The sequence below is a fragment of the Vibrio sp. KUL70 genome (assembly GCF_059725515.1).
In genome coordinates this window covers 2,132,280-2,147,230 of sequence record NZ_AP045834.1, presented here as the reverse complement: position 1 = coordinate 2,147,230, position 14,951 = coordinate 2,132,280, and the positions used below count along the sequence as shown (strand labels likewise).

Here is a 14,951-nt window from a genome sequence, read left to right as displayed (position 1 = left end):
ATATTACGTCAATGCCTGTGTTTTTGTACAGTTTTATGCAGTTGTTCCCGTATCGGTATCAAACTTTAAATGGAGTCGTTTGGGGATTTCTGGGTCGCTGTTCACTTCATCCATAATCAGCTCACAAACAGGAATGATTTCATCTTTGGCGTATTCGCTGCCAATCTTAATCGGGTCACCCAAACTGGTGGTACCTTGAGGGATGATCCCTGCTTTACCTACTGGGAAGCGATGGCCCACTAGAATATCTTGGGCGGTAATGTTTTTAATCCGTTCAAATTCATCCTTAGTGGCAATGTCACCCACAGGGATTAACTGAATACCTTTCTCTTTCCCGTTTGGAATGTTCACAAACATGCTGCGGAAATTACCCACGCCCTTGGAGCTTGCAATGGTTTCCTTCATCTTCTTTTCGTCTTCTTCACTTAGGTTCGGGTCAGAAGCGTAGAAGATAAAGCCCATGTGAGCCCCGTTCTTGTAATAACGGCGACGAAATAGAGTGGCATCTTTATTTAGTAAGCTGCTCTGAATACTGCCTAAGTAATCAGGTAACCCATAAATTTGTTGTTGTGGGTCGTACTGAGGCAAGAAGATCACATCTTCTTTGCGGTATTCTCGTTGCTGGTTGTCTCGTTCTAAAATAACAATGTTGCCGTTTTTGCGCCTACGTAAATACATGCCCGGTAACGGGTGCAAACGTACTACACGTTTAAAGCCATCACGGATTTTTAAGAAACCGCCATCCCCAAAGGTGAAGTAATCACGGCAAAAGGCTTGAACGTGTCTGCGGCGAGTCGCCCCACCTCGTTGAAATCGTCCTGCGACATAGTTTGCCCGAGCAATCAACAAAGAGCCGTGATAAGCGTTGGCTCTGGCAATGTCGGCTAATCCAGCGCGTGAAATTGGCGGTTCCCAATAATTGTCGGAATCGTTGTAAAACAAATCTGAGTAGGAAGTCATCCAACTATTAGAGTCGATGGCTTCAGGTGTTGAGTCGATGTGGTAGACCGACTCGGGTGTTTGTTCTTCTTGTTTGACTAAAGTTTCTGTTTGCTCGGTCATGCTGCAGTTGCCCAAGTTGATTTAGTTGGTGTTGAGTGATCTAACGGCTCATTGGCGACGGCGTGAGAAATAGCCCAGAATGCATCGGCGTGGCCTGTGGTCTGGCTGCGCTCTGCCTTGAATGTCATGGCGTTACCGCTGGCCGTTGGTACTCGCTTAATCGCCATAAATGCCATAGCAATGTCTTTATGCTCGGCATCAAATTGAAGTCGGTTGGCTTCTACAACGTCGATCATCTTCATTACTAGGCGGTTTTTTTGTTCGTTGCTGTAGTGGATTGCGTGAGCCTCACGCGGGTATTTCTTAGAAATTAAATCCCAAACACCGCCACCAATACCTGTGGTATCGACGCCAATGTAAGTGACTTTGTAACGCTGAAAGACTTTTTCGATTTCTGAAACGTGATACTGGAAGTTGAGCCCTTTCCAATAGTGCTTTTCCAATACACGGAATTTTTCACCCGCTACAGCAGGCGGTGCCACAACCACCAAGCAGGCATTGTCTCGGGTTCGGGATGGGTCATAACCTAACCAAACCTCTCGATGGGCAAAGGGTTGTTTGTTGTTTGGTTTGAAGTCTTGCCAGTGCGCCGCGTCTACCATGCCTTTTTCAAGATCAGAGAACTTGAAGACAGAAAGCGAACCATCGACAAACACACACATAAACAGGTTGTTGAAGTCGTCTTGGCTGTATTCTTCTCGAAGTTCGTCAATGTCGAATAGGTCACAACCACCATTAGCGGCATCTTCAATGGTGACAACATAACGCCATTGCTTATCGTCGCAGAGTCGGCCACCATCGCGATATTCTTCAAAGGTTGGAAATTCAATCTTGGCGCGAGACTCTTTGCCTTTTCGCCATTGGTCGCCCGTCCAAAATGGGTAAGCCTGGTGCATTTTTGAAGACGGTGTAGAAAAGTAGGTTTTACGCCACTTCTTATGCGTCGCCATTGCTGAAGCAAGTTTGTTCAGCTCATCAAACTTAGGTATCCAGAAATATTCATCAACATAAACATGGCCGTGGTAGCTCTGGGCTGTTTTACTGTTGGTTGATAGAAAGCGAAGTTCTGCGCCGTTAGAAAGAATGATTGGGTTACCGGTTAACTCGATGTCTAAAAACTCTTTACCAATAGCAATAATGTAGCTGCGGAAAACTTCCGCTTGAGCGCGAGAAGCAGAAAGGAATATTTGGTTATCGCCCGTTAGGATTGCATCTTCTAACGCTTCACCGCTGAAATAGTAAGTCGCACCGATTTGGCGTGATTTAAGGATGTTGCGAATACGCTGTTTGATGTTGTTACGCATCGTGTGCTGATATTCGAACAGTGATTCATGCCAACCTACAAAGTCACCTTCACAAAGGTGCTCGATGTTGTTTTTGCCTTTACCTTTTTTCTTGCTGTTGCCACTACCACCACGGCTTTGATTAGACGGCTCGGAACCATTCGACTTCGAGCTGCCTTGCGAAAGCATACGTTCAGCTTTTGCTTTTGCATCGGCATGAGCTTTTAGCAACTTAACGTGATGGTCTATAAGCTTGTCCATTTCTTTAAGCTGCTGATCGCTTTTCTCGTCTTTATCAATTAACACGGCCAAACGGCGGTTAATCATTTCCTCTACAGAAAGTTCGTTCAACAACAAAGCCCAGCCGAATTTCCCCGCCCAGGTATAAATGATGCGGTCGCTATTTAGGTTAAGTTGCGCCGCTATTTCCTTTGGAGGTACCCCGCGTAAATAAAGCTTTTTCGCGGCCTCTTTTATTTCTTCTGAATATGCCATAGCTGCATCATACGCCCCGAAAACTCGCAAATGACTAAGCAAAATTCGGATGAATTCGGATTTAGCCAAAATCCGAATTTCTAGGAATTGAAGTGGCTGAAAGCAGTCAGTCAAAGGCGTATTGTTTGCCGTGACCAAGATTCATTTGACGCAATTAACTAGGCAAACGACAAACATGAGCAAAACCAGTGATTGGAATATTGTTGCAACTGAAGGTGCTACCGTAGACGGTCGCCAAATTAGCGCTGCGCAAATTAAAGAGATGGGTGAGTCATATTCCCCAGCGCTCTATGCAGCATTAATTTGGCCTGAACACTCTCGCTCTCATTGGAACGTATTCGAAGGTAACAACTGGGGTGAAGTGCCGGAAGTTAAAGCCGAAAAACGTGCAGGTAAGTTGCGATTACTTGCCAAGATTACGCCCAATGACCTCTTACTCTCCGCTAACAAAAAAGGTCAGAAGCTCTATACCTCTATCGAGATGCATCCAGATTTCCAAGGAACGGGGCGAGCTTACCTGGTTGGCCTAGCTGTGACTGACTCCCCAGCCTCAACAGGCACGACTCGCCTCAAGTTCTCTCGCCAAGCGGGTGAAACTCAAGAGATTGAAACCGATTCATTGGAGCAAATAGACCTTAGCGAGTTTTACTCTGTCAATCCGTTAGCGCAAGCATTTGCGACCATCGCAAGCTATTTCCAATCTGGTGGGGAACTGCCAGAGCAACCATCAGAACCAGAGCCACCGCAAGAGGATAGCGACGTGACCGAAGAGCAACTAAAAGCCGCCTTGAAAGAACAGTTCAAAGAGCAGTTCAGCGCACTAAAAGGCGAATTGAAAACCGAGCTATTGGAAGAGCTTGAAACCAAGTTCAGCCAAGCCCTAACGCCTGAAGGTGAGCTCGAAGAAACCCCTAAAGGCGAAACCGAGATTAACCAACAGTTCTCAGACACTTTAGCCGAGTTGCTAAAACCAGTGACCGACAAGTTGGATGGTCTTGAAACCAAATTCAACAAGCTTTCACAAGAAGTGCCAAATCAAGAACCAGGTGCAGAAGGTGCAGGCAAAACAGAGGTGTACTTCTAAATGCTGAACCCTGTCTCAACTCAACTACTACAAGAATTTACCCAAGGCGTTGCAACCACTGCAGGTGCACCAACCGCCTATGGCACATTCAACATCACGCCTCCAATGGAAACGGCACTACGCCAAGCGATCCTACAATCGCACTCATTCCTTGGCATGATCTCATTGATTCCCAAGCTGCAAATCCAAGGTCAGGTAGTTGATGTTGGTAATGATGGCTTGGCAACAGGTCGTGCTGCAACTGGTCGATACGGTCGCAAAATGGGGCAAACGGGTAACACCTATCAACTAGTGAAAACCGACTCTGGTGCATTTATCGAATGGGACACCCTCACCGAGTGGGCAAACTCTGGTGACAAAGGCCAATGGATGAAGCTAATGAAGAATGCGATTACAAGCATCTTCGCACTGGACATGCTCCGCATCGGCTTCAACGGCGTTAAGGTTGAAACCCCTACTGATCCTGTCACCTACCCAATGGGTGAAGATGTCAACAAAGGCTGGAAGCAGCTCGTAAAAGAGAAGATGCCTTCACAAGTTCTTGCCAATGCCAAGTTAGATCCAACGGGTAGCACTGCTGATTCCTACAAAAACCTAGATTCCTTGGTTCAATCCATGATTAACGATGTGATTGCGCCAGAGCATCGAGAAGATCCTGACTTGGTTGTGGTTGTAGGTTCAGCCCTAGTTGCATCAGAGCAGCACCGTCTGCTAGAAGCCGCCAACACCCCAACCGAACACGCCGCAGCGCAGAAGCTGGCGAAAACCATTGCGGGTAAACACGCATACATTCCGCCGTTCTTCCCTGCGAATGGCATCTGGGTAACTAACTTGAAGAACCTTCAAATCTTAACCCAGACAGGGACACAGCAGCGCCGTCAGAAGAACGACGATGATGAGCTGATGTTCAAGTCGAACCATCTACGCATGGAAGGTTACGCCGTAGGTAACATGAAGAAGTTTGCTGCTATCGAGCAAGTAGACATCATCACCCCTGCACCTTAAGGAAGAGTCAATGGTTAGCCCTCTAGCAAAACAACGCCAGAAGATACTCGAACAGCAAGCTAACCCGTCGGCGTTGGGCACTGTGCCCAACGTAGACACCGACAGCCTGCACATCAAACTGATTGACTTCGAAGAAGACCGCAAGCATTTGCGCTCTTTCAATGCGATTGCTGATCGTGTCGAGCATAAGCGCAATGTCTTAGTCCCGAAATACAAGCCGTATGTTCAAAGCTACTTAGAAAGTGGCGAACAGTTCGAAAACCCAATCTTTACCAACTTGGTGATCTGGCTATTCGATATTAAAGAGCTGGATACCGCCATTGATTGGTGCATGAAGGCAATCGAACGAGATTTGCCAACACCAGAGAACTTCCGCCGTGATTGGCCGACATTCTGTGCTGATCAGGTCTTGGAGTGGGCTGAAAGTGAATCGGAACGTGGTAATTCAATTGAACCTTACTTCTCCCAAGTATTTGAGAAGGTCGAGAAAGATTGGCGCTTACACGAGAAGGTTCACGCCAAGTGGTACAAGTTCGCGGGTTTATACCTGATTCGAAACGAAGAAGGCCAGCCGCAAGCGACAGCGATCGGCAATTTGGAAACGTTGGAAAAGGCATTGGCCCTACTTCAACACGCTCACAATAAGCACTGCAAAGTGGGTGTGGGTACCCAAATCAAGAAAATTGAACAACGTATTCGTGCCATTAAAGATGGCAAGAATCTGTAAAGACTCCTACGCCACCGCGCCTCGGCTGGTGAGGTAAGAGAAGCCAATAGGCTAACTCGATACCGTCGACCCAGTGGCTAGAGGCGCACTTATTTACTTACGTTGAAAAACAAGGGAATCGTGATGAGCTTTGGTGGAAAAGTTAACAGTGCAGCCAATACAGCCATACCAGGTGAAGGCTGGCCGGATTTATCAACCGATGAATTCCGCAAGCTGCGCCGTATTCCACATACGTTTGATAACGATTCTATGGCTGCAGCCGTGACCATTGCAGCTTTGAATATTCAGCAGCGACTTGAAAGCCTGCTAGTTGATGGCAATCCGCCTGTGCTGAGTGCTGCTAAAACGGCGGTATATAAACGCGCGGTTTATGGTTTAGCCCACGCTGACCTATTGCCAGAGTTTGCCACGCAAGACCGCCGCAAAGAGGGTGAAAGCGTAGCGACAGATGAGCCAGAACAAGAGGCACGTTTTGTCACCCAAAGCAACCAAGATGTGCGCTTGTTACTTGGCCGCAGTGCCAATGGGATTGCTTCGATATGAGCGAGACAGCTTACAACAAAACTAAGTTGGAGCACTTAACGGATTACATCGTTAGCCACCTCAATAGCAATGTGCTTGATAACAAAATTGATGCTTGGCAAGAGAACGGTTCGATTGTCCCAAGCGGTGAAGACCGAGGCAACGATGGTTACATCGCGTGTTACTGGAAATACAACGCGGTGATCTCGGTAGAGGAATTTCCTCACCGATTGTTAGACCCGCGCTGTTTGCTTGCTCTTGTGGCCTGTTGGTTAAGCGACCATGAAGAAGACCGCAACGAGCAAGAGCTCGAAGACCCAACACTTTCGGTTGATGTGATCAGCAGTGAGCTGGCTGATGTGAGCATAGAGCTTGAGCTGATGGAACCTATCGAGTTGGTACCAGATGCAGAAGCCGGAATGATTACATGGCGCGGAATCAAATACCGAGTTCAAGCCGTAGAGATTTACACCGCAGAAGAAGCGGAGTTGGTGAATGAAACCGACGATTAGTGCGAATAAAAGGGATGCGCTCAACATGCAAGAAAAGCTTGCCATGTTAGCACTACCACCCAAAAAGCGAGTTTGGATACTGAAAACTCTTGGCCGTTGGGAAAAGACCAATACACGCAAACGCATTCAGCAACAGAAAGATATTCATGGGCAAGCATTACAGCCCAAAAAAGGGAAGAAGCGCGGCAAAGTGATGCGCCGTATGGCGAAGGGATTAACCCCTTATGTACGAAACGCCAACATGCTCGACCTAACTTGGAGCAACAAACTCACCGCAAGAATTGCAGCTAGGCACCACGTTGGTCAAAAGCAAAAAATGACCAAGCGGCAAATGCAAAAGCGATGGGGAACACCAAACTATTCCGCGCCTTGCTCTAAAGGGCAAGCGCGAAAGCTAAGGGAACTGGGTTACACGGTGCCGAGAAAAAGCGGCAAAGGACGGAAAAAGCCAAGCCTTCGCCTATTGATGGAAACCGTTAACCATGGGCAAGCAGGGCAAATTATCCGAGAGCTGAGCAATCAGCCCAATGTCACCGCTTGGGATATCCCATTAGCAGAACGCCAGATATTAGGCAGTAACGAACGCGAAGTAACCCGCCAACTCATAAAGATTTTTGAGCAGGCCAAGACGCGAACATAAGCGAGGAAATAACCAATGGCAACCGGAAAGGTAGAGGTAAACAACCTCAATTTAGGGCAAGGCGGGATTCCAGAGATTGAACGCCACCTGCTCTACATCGGGCGAACGGATAAAGCCGAACTGCAAGGCAAAGTTACCCGTGTAAACAACATGACCAACCTTGATGAAGTGGTCGCTGATGATGCGCTAGGCGCAAACGTCAAAGCCGCACAGCTAAATGGTAAACAAAACTGGACGGGTGCCATCTTCGGTTTGGCTGACGGTGACTCTTGGGAAGATGCTGTAGATACTGCCAACCTTACCGACTCTTTCGAAGGTATTTGTATTGTTGATGTTGTGGCTGACAAAGCCGAGTTCACAACGATGCAAGACAAAGCAACAGAGCTAACGAGCAAACTTGGTCGTTGGGTGTTCTTCCTTGCTGCGTGTGCTGGTATTGATGCAGATACCCAAACGTGGTCGGACTATGAAACCGCAATGCTAGCCCTAGTGAAAGATGTGGCAGCAAACATGGTAACGCCAGTGCCAATGCTTAACGGCAATAATGTTGGTGTGCTTGGTGGTCGCTTATGTGATCGAGCTGTCACAGTAGCCGATAGCCCAATGCGAGTCGCAACGGGAAGCCTATTAGGTCTTGGTGAAATGCCAGTGGATAGCGCTGGTAAACCACTGGAAATGAGCACTATTTCAGCGCTAGCCGATGCGCGTTATTCACTGCCCCAGTGGTACGCAGATATGGAAGGTGTTTACTGGACAGACGCCACCACGCTGGAAGCGAAAGGCGGAGACTATCAATACCTTGAATATGTTCGCCCTGTTCACAAGCTAAATCGCCGCGTTCGAATTAAAGCGATTCGTCGTATTGCTGACCGCATTCTTAATTCAACACCACCAAGTATAGAGCTCAACCGCACTTACTTCAGTAAAGACATGCGCGATATGTCGAAGACCACTGAGATTGGCGGCATTCCGTTCCCTGGTGAAATCATGCCACCACGCGATGAAGATGTGTCAATTCAGTGGATGAGCAAAACCAAAGTAAACATTGGCTTAATGGTTCGTCCTCATAACTGCCCGAAACACATTGTGGTCAACATTGGGCTTGATCTCTCTAACCCTGCAGATTCGGAGGTGTAACCAATGAGCATGCGTATTTCTGGCAAGAACATGCACTTTTCAATGGGCGACTACAAGCTAAAAGCGCAAAAAGTCACCCTATCTATTACCGACAATTCCGCCGTGAACAAAACCTCTGGTGTGCCAGATGGTTATGTCGATGGTGATGTAGAAGCAAGTGGTGAAATGGAGCTCACCACGCAGCAGTTTAACCAATTGAGCAAGGCCGCAAAACAGGCCGGTTCTTGGCGTGGCCTGCCTGCCTTTGACGCTTTGTTCTACGGCAAGATTGATAAAGATGAGCTGAAAGTAGAAGCCTTTGGTTGTCGAATCAAGATTTCTGATTTGCTTGATGTTGATTCCAATGGTGGTAGCGCACTGGTTCACAAACTGCCGTTTGAAGTAACAAGCCCAGATTTTGTGAATATTAACGGTGTTCCATACCTGCGCTCAGATGAAACCGAAGACTTGGTGCAGTAAGAAGGGGGCGTGATGTCTGATGTTATCGACCATGCCAGTGGCCTTGAAACCCAATTCACAGAAGTGGCGATTGCCAACCAACTGGCAAGGGCTAAGCAAATGGAACAACGGGAAAGCGCACAGGAATGCGGCGAATGTGGCGTCCCAATACCCGAAGAACGCCGCCAAAAAGTACCAGGGTGCCAATATTGCACATCATGCCAAGCCGCAAGGGAGTGAATAAGATGCAAGATTGGTACGACAAAGTAACGGGTTATATCGCTTATTTGATGTCGGCAACGGGTGTGCTGTTGAGTTCAGTAACATTAGAGCAGTGGTATTTCTTAACCTCCATATTTATTGGTTTAGGCGCGTTATTAGCGAACGTATGGCACAAACGAGCTATGCAGAAAATAGCCAAAGAGAAAGGTGTTTTTATAAATGAAACTAAGTAAAAAAATCCTGTGTTCGGTAGTGGCGGCCATGGGCTTAATCACTGGAGGCAATAGCCTCTATGGTGATGAGTTCACAACGTCAGTCGGCCAAGTGGTGATCGATGGTGAAGCCCAAGGTGAATTGCGTGTTAGCCCTAAAGCGTTGGACATTACAGGCAATGCGGAAGGGTGCCGACTTGAGCCCTACACCTGCCCTGCAGGGTTAATCACCAACGGAATTGGTAACACTCACGGTGTGCCAGACCAACCCATCACACTTGAGCAAGTGGCAAAAGATTGGGTGGTTAACCTGCAAGGTGCTGAGCAGTGCATCGAGTCGGCAGAAAAGGCGGCTAAGCGACCCATGAGCCAAGGGCAGTTTGATGCGTTCACCTCGTTTAGTTTTAACACTGGCTGTTCACGGTTCATGAAAAACCATGATGGTAGTGCCACGCGGATTTTTACTTACATCAAACAAGGCGACTACGAACGAGCCTGTAAAGAGTTACCTAAATGGGTATATGGCGGCGGTGAAAAGTTACCCGGTTTAGTGACAAGGCGAGGGCTTGAATATGCTCGCTGCATGGAAGTGGATTAAGTTACTCGCGGTTGGAACGTTGTGCATAACGGTTTGGGTTTTATGGCTGAAATTGGATGCAAGTCAGTTAAAACAAGTCGCTTTTGCTGAAAAGCTTAATCGAGCCAAGGCCGATAATGTCGCCAACTTGGCAGTGATTAACACCTTACAAAGTGACGCAGATGAAACGAACCAACTCTTTGTACGGCGTAAGCAAGAACAGATAGAAGCAGAAAGGAAACTCAATGCAGAACTGGACAAGCTTAAAAAGGAAATGGAAAGCATTGATTGCCATATCCCTGCCGGTGTTACTGAGCGCTTGCGCGAACCCTATTGAAACCGTTTCAACGCAGGTGATCGTTAAATTGCCACCTGCTGGAATGTTGGTCCCATGCTACAAGCCAACTGTAAAAGGTACATGGCCCGAAGTAATAACCGAAGACATTCCCAAGTTAAAAGTCGCCGTGACTGCGTGCGATAAACAAATTGAAGATTATTTAAATTGGCGTGCTGAGCACGAAAGCAAAATAGGAATATCAAAATGAGCAAGATTGTACTGACTGTTGGTGAAACTGACCTTGAATTCAACCCGACGCCAGCCGAATACGACGAAGCGCAAAACACCATCTTACAAGGTGATGCGAGTAACGCGGCCCACAACTTCTTGATGAGCTGTATTAGCGAAGGCTCAAAAGATGCGCTGCGTGAACTGACTCAGCAGAACCCAGGTGCGGCAACGCAGATTTATGGCGTGGTTCTTAAAGAATACGCACCTAAGCTTTCCATCTCGGTAAAAAAATAGATGGGCTTGTCGCTGCCATTGAGAGCAGCGACAGGCAAAAAATGTATGCGTGGCGGCGAAAGTGGCTACCTAATGAACCGGATACTGATCAGAACCTTGCTTATGCGATTTGGTTGGAGAAGAACCATTGGGAAAACATGCAAGCCGTAACCGCTAGCGGTGTAGCCAAAGCCTTTGGCGGTTAGCCACTAAGCTTCAGTTCGCAAAGTAAGTAGAGAATTGTTGATGTTACCAGAAGCACTCAGATTTCAAGTTGGACTGATTGACCAGATTTCAAAACCTCTGGGCAATATTCAACGACAAATGACCGATGTTACCAACACCTATCGTCAAGGTACTCATACCATGATGGCAGGTGCGGCAGGCATGGTGGGTGCTGGTTTCGCATTGCAACAAGCTTTGATGCCAGCCATTGAAATGGATAGGGCATTAGGTGAGGTTAAATCTCTTGGTGTTGCTGATGAGCAGTTGAAGCAGCTAAGTGACACGGCACTTGAGTTTGCCGTGGACTATGGCAAATCAGCCTCAGATTTTGTGGCGGCTTCTTATGATATTCAATCCGCTATTTCTGGCTTAGGAGGCAATGAGCTTTCTGAGTTTACCCGTGCGTCTGGGGTGCTCGCAGCTGCGACCAAAGCCGATACTTCAACCATTACCAACTATGTCGGCACCATGTACGGCATTTTCCAGAATTCAGCCAATGAAATGGGTAAGGCGGATTGGGTAAATGTGTTGGGTGGTCAAACTGCGAAAGCGGTTCAGATGTTTAAAACCACTGGTGAGGGCATGTCATCGGCATTCACCTCGGTAGGTGCTGCGGCAACCTCTGTCGGTGTGGGTATGACTGAGCAAATGGCGATTCTTGGTACTTTGCAGTCCACTATGAGTGGTAGTGAAGCGGGTACCAAATATCGTGCGTTCTTAGCGGGTACGGCCAAAGCTCAAGAAGCTTTGAATATGCAGTTCACGAATGCTCAAGGTCAAATGTTGCCAATCGTCGATATCTTGAATCAAATCAAGGGCCGTTATGGTGAAACCATTTCGGTAGCGGAAGCGGCAGAGCTGAGTAAAGCGTTTGGTACTCAAGAAGCCACAGCCATGATCCAACTTCTGATGCAAAACACCGATGGGCTCGCCACTTCAATAAATGAGCTCGGCAAAGTCAAAGGGCTTGATGTTGCTGAGCAAATGGCGGGAGCTATGACCGACCAATGGGAGCGGTTAGAGCAAGGCGTTTTTGCCATAAGTGCTGCTTTTGGCTCTGTGCTTCTACCCGCCATCTTGCCTGTTGTTGGCGGCATGGTTGAAGGAGCTACCGCAATTGTTCAATGGACACAGATGTTCCCGAACCTTACCAAATACATTGGCTTTGCTGCTATAGCGATTTTAGGTGCTGCGGCAGCAGGTGGTGCATTTACTTTGATGATGGGTGTGGGTAAGCAAGCAATGGCAACTTACATGCTCACCATGAAGATGTTCACGGGTGTAAGTTTCTTATTAACTAAGGGCATGGCAGCACTACGTGTGGCCGTGTTAGCAGCCAACATTGCGATAGCGGCTAACCCAATCATTTTGGTCGTTGGTGCAGTGGTTGCAGCAATCGCTGCAGTAGGGGCTTTGATTTACTACTGGGATGATCTCAAGGCTTCATTTGGTGACACAACATGGTTCCAGGTATTAGAAGGCGCAATCACGTTAATCACGATGCCATTTAGAGCGATGTTTGAGTTCATCAAAGCAGGTTGGCAATGGGTTATGAGTGGCTTCACCGATACCAGTGGCTTTGCCTTCATAGGAGAAATGGCCGAGTCGATGCGAAACATTTTTGGAAGCGTCTTTAGTTGGTTCACTGAGAAGTTAGCGGGTATTTGGGAAACCATGAAAGGACTCGTTGATTGGCTACCAGGTTTCGGCAGTGATGATGAAACGGCTCCGGTGAAATCTAAGTCAGTCCAAAGCGCGACACCTTACGCACAAGTTCAACCAGGTGGCGCGGCCAAGAATATTGCTAGTTACCAAAACAGTTCAACTAGTTACGGCGAAATTAATATGTATGTTCAGCAGATGAACAATCCACAGGACATGCATACAGAACTTGAATTTGCGGCAGGCTAATGGCGGATTATATCTATCAAGACATCCTAATTGAAAACGGTGACGTGGTACTCGATGCAGGCCGTAACCCTGTATTGATTCAAGACCGAGCAGTGATCGCCCAAGACATTAAACACGCCATCATTGAAAGCAATTTAGCGGTTGATCTTATTGCAGAGCGCAGCCCATCAAAGAAGGCGGATATTCGCACCAAGTTAGAGCTGTTGGTTGAAGAAGATGTTCGCCTAGTGCCGGGAACTGTGAGGTTAGAAGAACCAACAGAAGGCACGATTTATGTTTTCGCCACGACTGCAGACTTTGGCGATGTAACTCTTGATATCAAAACTTCGGAGACAACCAATGTCTGATATTCCCAAACCAGATTACGCCGAACTGGTAAAGCAATCCGGTATCCCTACCGATGCAGCTAGTTGGAAAAAAGTGCTGAAAGAGGAAATGGAAAAGGAAGAGTGCATTATCTCTAACGACTCGCTTTTCTCCCCGTTCTGGCGCTTGATTGAATCGGCAGTGGTACAAGTGACCTTGTGGCTCATTAATACATTATTGGTGGGTTACGTTCTTCCGAACATGTTTGTTGCAACCGCTGTAGACCAATGGCTAGACCTGCTTGCATGGCAGTGCAAACTCACTCGTAAAGAAGCAACTAAAGCCAAAGGTTTGATCGCCTTCCAACGCGCAGCCGCAAAAGGGCCAGTGTTAGTTATTCCAAAAGATACTTGGATTCAGACCGAACCCATTAACGGCAATATCTACCGCGTTCGTGTACTAGCTGATACCACGCTGCCAGAAAACGAAACGATGATCATGGCGGAAGTAGAAGCAGAGAGTGAAGGTGCGGCCTACAACCTTGGCGAAGGTTACTACCATATTTTGCCTACTGCGATACCAGGTATTGCAGCAGCAACGAACCCAGCCGAATGGCTAACCGAAGCGGGTGCAGACAAAGAAAGCAACGATGAACTCCGCTTACGTATTCGTAACCAGTGGAGCGCGGTTGCGAAGTGGCACATTGATGCGGCTTACCGTTCATTGCTAACAAGTCGTGCAGGCATTAACGACGACAACGTGTATTTCGAGCATAACGCACCACGTGGGCCAGGTACCGCCAATTCTTACATTTTGCTTGATACGGGAGAGCCGTCACCAGAAATGCTTGTTGATTTGAATGCCTATATTCGTGAGCAAGGGCAACACGGGCATGGTGATGATCTGCAGGTGATGGCAATGCCAGAAACTCAAACCGATATTGTTTGCCGTGTGTGGCCGCTTCGCTCACTCACGATGGATGAGCGCACCCAGCTTAAAGCAGCTGTTGAGAAGTTCATTGGTGCGGCATTCCGCGAGAACACAGATTATTCGCCAACAGTAACAAATCCGGTGTTGCGCTTTAGTTTCTCCAAGTTAGGCCAAGAGCTACACGGTCAGTTTGCACAGATTGAATCACTCGAATTCGATAACGCCGACATCATTAACAACCTAACGGTGCCACGCATTCAGACGTTGGAGGTATCCATTGAAAATACCTGAGATAAACCTTCGTTACTGGATGGGTAGAGGCGAACTCGCCAAGTTCGCCCGAGCTATGCGCAATTATTGGGAGCATGTGAAAGCCGCATTTGAAATGCCGCTGCAACAACATGACCCACTCACCGCGCCAATTGGATTGGTCAATATTCTTGCTTGGCAACGTGGAGTAGAAAAGCTCGGCCAAGAGCCCGAAGAACTGTTTCGAATCCGTGTCGCTCATGCCTATGGTTTTGCCCGTGATGCAGGTTCGGTATCCGGCTGGGAAGACATGTTTGCAAAGCTCGGTTATCCGCACATTGCTCAAGATGAAAGGTTAGTGAATGTTGATTGGGATGTGATCAGTCTGAAGATTCGAGACGGTGACTTAACCAATGTCCCGAAATTATTAGACACGGTGATCCGCCAGTACGGGCGCACCTGTCGTCGTTATCAATACACCAGTTATGTCGAAATGCCGTTGGCCGCGCGAAGCAAGAATGTCGAAGCGCAATATTCAGCGTCACACGTTAAGACACGGCTAAACATTGGCATGTTACCAAGTGTGCTCAATGTCGATTGTGAATATTACCAAGCCACAGTGAAGGGCTAAGG

General features: G+C 47.6%; 21 protein-coding genes. 19 read left to right on the top strand and 2 right to left on the bottom strand.

Features of this window, described 5'->3' with window-relative positions; translation table 11 throughout:
* Positions 1-33: 33 nt before the first annotated feature.
* Together AC6I7V_RS09340 and AC6I7V_RS09335 are read right to left on the bottom strand one after the other, a co-directional pair.
* On the bottom strand, positions 34-1,062 hold the full coding sequence (locus AC6I7V_RS09340) for a phage portal protein (protein ID WP_060641575.1): 1,029 nt from the start codon (positions 1,060-1,062) through the stop codon (positions 34-36).
* A complete protein-coding gene (locus tag AC6I7V_RS09335) occupies positions 1,059-2,840 on the bottom strand; it encodes a terminase large subunit domain-containing protein (RefSeq protein ID WP_498010752.1) in 1,782 nt (593 codons plus the stop codon). The genes AC6I7V_RS09340 and AC6I7V_RS09335 overlap by 4 nt, the downstream gene beginning before the upstream one ends.
* Positions 2,841-3,015: 175 nt before the next feature.
* Here AC6I7V_RS09335 and AC6I7V_RS09330 point away from each other — a divergent pair, with 175 nt between their 5' ends.
* From AC6I7V_RS09330 to AC6I7V_RS09240, 19 genes are all read left to right on the top strand, one after another.
* Positions 3,016-3,924 carry a GPO family capsid scaffolding protein gene (locus AC6I7V_RS09330; RefSeq protein ID WP_498010751.1) on the top strand — a complete coding sequence of 303 codons (909 nt, stop codon included), beginning with the start codon at positions 3,016-3,018 and terminating at the stop codon, positions 3,922-3,924.
* A complete protein-coding gene (locus AC6I7V_RS09325; protein WP_498010750.1) occupies positions 3,925-4,929 on the top strand; it encodes a phage major capsid protein, P2 family in 1,005 nt (334 codons plus the stop codon).
* A 10-nt stretch (positions 4,930-4,939) separates the two neighbouring features.
* The gene (gpM, locus tag AC6I7V_RS09320; protein WP_060641571.1) at positions 4,940-5,656 is read left to right on the top strand and encodes a phage terminase small subunit; all 717 of its coding nucleotides are present in this window, start codon (positions 4,940-4,942) and stop codon (positions 5,654-5,656) included.
* Positions 5,657-5,779: 123 nt separating this feature from the next.
* Positions 5,780-6,199, top strand: a complete 420-nt coding sequence (locus AC6I7V_RS09315) for a head completion/stabilization protein (RefSeq protein ID WP_086712988.1) — start codon at positions 5,780-5,782, stop codon at positions 6,197-6,199.
* Positions 6,196-6,690 carry a phage tail protein gene (locus AC6I7V_RS09310; RefSeq protein WP_498010749.1) on the top strand — a complete coding sequence of 165 codons (495 nt, stop codon included), beginning with the start codon at positions 6,196-6,198 and terminating at the stop codon, positions 6,688-6,690. The genes AC6I7V_RS09315 and AC6I7V_RS09310 overlap by 4 nt, the downstream gene beginning before the upstream one ends.
* Complete coding sequence (locus tag AC6I7V_RS09305; RefSeq protein WP_498010748.1) at positions 6,674-7,330, top strand: phage virion morphogenesis protein; 657 nt, start codon at positions 6,674-6,676, stop codon at positions 7,328-7,330. The genes AC6I7V_RS09310 and AC6I7V_RS09305 overlap by 17 nt, the downstream gene beginning before the upstream one ends.
* A 15-nt stretch (positions 7,331-7,345) precedes the next feature.
* Positions 7,346-8,467 carry a DUF2586 domain-containing protein gene (locus AC6I7V_RS09300; protein ID WP_498010747.1) on the top strand — a complete coding sequence of 374 codons (1,122 nt, stop codon included), beginning with the start codon at positions 7,346-7,348 and terminating at the stop codon, positions 8,465-8,467.
* A 3-nt stretch (positions 8,468-8,470) separates the two neighbouring features.
* Complete coding sequence (locus AC6I7V_RS09295) at positions 8,471-8,926, top strand: phage protein (RefSeq protein WP_010437010.1); 456 nt, start codon at positions 8,471-8,473, stop codon at positions 8,924-8,926.
* 12 nt (positions 8,927-8,938) lie between these two features.
* Positions 8,939-9,145: a TraR/DksA C4-type zinc finger protein gene (locus AC6I7V_RS09290; protein ID WP_498010746.1), complete on the top strand. Its 207-nt coding sequence runs from the start codon at positions 8,939-8,941 to the stop codon at positions 9,143-9,145.
* Between the two features lie 5 nt (positions 9,146-9,150).
* On the top strand, positions 9,151-9,360 hold the full coding sequence (locus AC6I7V_RS09285) for an HP1 family phage holin (RefSeq protein WP_004734118.1): 210 nt from the start codon (positions 9,151-9,153) through the stop codon (positions 9,358-9,360).
* Positions 9,347-9,937 (top strand): lysozyme, encoded by a 591-nt coding sequence (locus AC6I7V_RS09280; RefSeq protein ID WP_498010745.1) that lies wholly within the window; start codon positions 9,347-9,349, stop codon positions 9,935-9,937. Before AC6I7V_RS09285 ends, AC6I7V_RS09280 begins: the two co-directional genes overlap by 14 nt.
* Positions 9,912-10,253: a hypothetical protein gene (locus AC6I7V_RS09275; RefSeq protein WP_498011673.1), complete on the top strand. Its 342-nt coding sequence runs from the start codon at positions 9,912-9,914 to the stop codon at positions 10,251-10,253. Before AC6I7V_RS09280 ends, AC6I7V_RS09275 begins: the two co-directional genes overlap by 26 nt.
* The gene (gene lysC / locus AC6I7V_RS09270; protein ID WP_498010744.1) at positions 10,162-10,461 is read left to right on the top strand and encodes an Rz1-like lysis system protein LysC; all 300 of its coding nucleotides are present in this window, start codon (positions 10,162-10,164) and stop codon (positions 10,459-10,461) included. Before AC6I7V_RS09275 ends, lysC begins: the two co-directional genes overlap by 92 nt.
* Positions 10,458-10,718, top strand: coding sequence for a putative phage tail assembly chaperone (locus tag AC6I7V_RS09265; protein ID WP_498010743.1), 261 nt, complete (start codon positions 10,458-10,460; stop codon positions 10,716-10,718). The genes lysC and AC6I7V_RS09265 overlap by 4 nt, the downstream gene beginning before the upstream one ends.
* A gap of 41 nt (positions 10,719-10,759) precedes the next feature.
* Positions 10,760-10,903 (top strand): DUF6890 family protein, encoded by a 144-nt coding sequence (locus AC6I7V_RS09260; RefSeq protein WP_167332346.1) that lies wholly within the window; start codon positions 10,760-10,762, stop codon positions 10,901-10,903.
* A 40-nt stretch (positions 10,904-10,943) separates the two neighbouring features.
* A complete protein-coding gene (locus tag AC6I7V_RS09255; RefSeq protein ID WP_498010742.1) occupies positions 10,944-12,833 on the top strand; it encodes a phage tail tape measure protein in 1,890 nt (629 codons plus the stop codon).
* Positions 12,833-13,180 carry a DUF2590 family protein gene (locus AC6I7V_RS09250; protein ID WP_032551943.1) on the top strand — a complete coding sequence of 116 codons (348 nt, stop codon included), beginning with the start codon at positions 12,833-12,835 and terminating at the stop codon, positions 13,178-13,180. Before AC6I7V_RS09255 ends, AC6I7V_RS09250 begins: the two co-directional genes overlap by 1 nt.
* Positions 13,173-14,360: a baseplate J/gp47 family protein gene (locus AC6I7V_RS09245; protein WP_498010741.1), complete on the top strand. Its 1,188-nt coding sequence runs from the start codon at positions 13,173-13,175 to the stop codon at positions 14,358-14,360. Before AC6I7V_RS09250 ends, AC6I7V_RS09245 begins: the two co-directional genes overlap by 8 nt.
* On the top strand, positions 14,347-14,949 hold the full coding sequence (locus tag AC6I7V_RS09240) for a phage tail protein (RefSeq protein ID WP_498010740.1): 603 nt from the start codon (positions 14,347-14,349) through the stop codon (positions 14,947-14,949). The genes AC6I7V_RS09245 and AC6I7V_RS09240 overlap by 14 nt, the downstream gene beginning before the upstream one ends.
* Positions 14,950-14,951 lie beyond the last annotated feature (2 nt).

Coding starts and splice junctions, on each gene's coding strand:
- AC6I7V_RS09340 (WP_060641575.1), bottom strand. CDS start 1,062: ATGACCGAGCAAACAGAAACTTTAGTCAAACAAGAAGAACAAACACCC.
- AC6I7V_RS09335 (WP_498010752.1), bottom strand. CDS start 2,840: ATGGCATATTCAGAAGAAATAAAAGAGGCCGCGAAAAAGCTTTATTTA.
- AC6I7V_RS09330 (WP_498010751.1), top strand. CDS start 3,016: ATGAGCAAAACCAGTGATTGGAATATTGTTGCAACTGAAGGTGCTACC.
- AC6I7V_RS09325 (WP_498010750.1), top strand. CDS start 3,925: ATGCTGAACCCTGTCTCAACTCAACTACTACAAGAATTTACCCAAGGC.
- gpM (WP_060641571.1), top strand. CDS start 4,940: ATGGTTAGCCCTCTAGCAAAACAACGCCAGAAGATACTCGAACAGCAA.
- AC6I7V_RS09315 (WP_086712988.1), top strand. CDS start 5,780: ATGAGCTTTGGTGGAAAAGTTAACAGTGCAGCCAATACAGCCATACCA.
- AC6I7V_RS09310 (WP_498010749.1), top strand. CDS start 6,196: ATGAGCGAGACAGCTTACAACAAAACTAAGTTGGAGCACTTAACGGAT.
- AC6I7V_RS09305 (WP_498010748.1), top strand. CDS start 6,674: ATGAAACCGACGATTAGTGCGAATAAAAGGGATGCGCTCAACATGCAA.
- AC6I7V_RS09300 (WP_498010747.1), top strand. CDS start 7,346: ATGGCAACCGGAAAGGTAGAGGTAAACAACCTCAATTTAGGGCAAGGC.
- AC6I7V_RS09295 (WP_010437010.1), top strand. CDS start 8,471: ATGAGCATGCGTATTTCTGGCAAGAACATGCACTTTTCAATGGGCGAC.
- AC6I7V_RS09290 (WP_498010746.1), top strand. CDS start 8,939: ATGTCTGATGTTATCGACCATGCCAGTGGCCTTGAAACCCAATTCACA.
- AC6I7V_RS09285 (WP_004734118.1), top strand. CDS start 9,151: ATGCAAGATTGGTACGACAAAGTAACGGGTTATATCGCTTATTTGATG.
- AC6I7V_RS09280 (WP_498010745.1), top strand. CDS start 9,347: ATGAAACTAAGTAAAAAAATCCTGTGTTCGGTAGTGGCGGCCATGGGC.
- AC6I7V_RS09275 (WP_498011673.1), top strand. CDS start 9,912: ATGCTCGCTGCATGGAAGTGGATTAAGTTACTCGCGGTTGGAACGTTG.
- lysC (WP_498010744.1), top strand. CDS start 10,162: ATGCAGAACTGGACAAGCTTAAAAAGGAAATGGAAAGCATTGATTGCC.
- AC6I7V_RS09265 (WP_498010743.1), top strand. CDS start 10,458: ATGAGCAAGATTGTACTGACTGTTGGTGAAACTGACCTTGAATTCAAC.
- AC6I7V_RS09260 (WP_167332346.1), top strand. CDS start 10,760: ATGTATGCGTGGCGGCGAAAGTGGCTACCTAATGAACCGGATACTGAT.
- AC6I7V_RS09255 (WP_498010742.1), top strand. CDS start 10,944: ATGTTACCAGAAGCACTCAGATTTCAAGTTGGACTGATTGACCAGATT.
- AC6I7V_RS09250 (WP_032551943.1), top strand. CDS start 12,833: ATGGCGGATTATATCTATCAAGACATCCTAATTGAAAACGGTGACGTG.
- AC6I7V_RS09245 (WP_498010741.1), top strand. CDS start 13,173: ATGTCTGATATTCCCAAACCAGATTACGCCGAACTGGTAAAGCAATCC.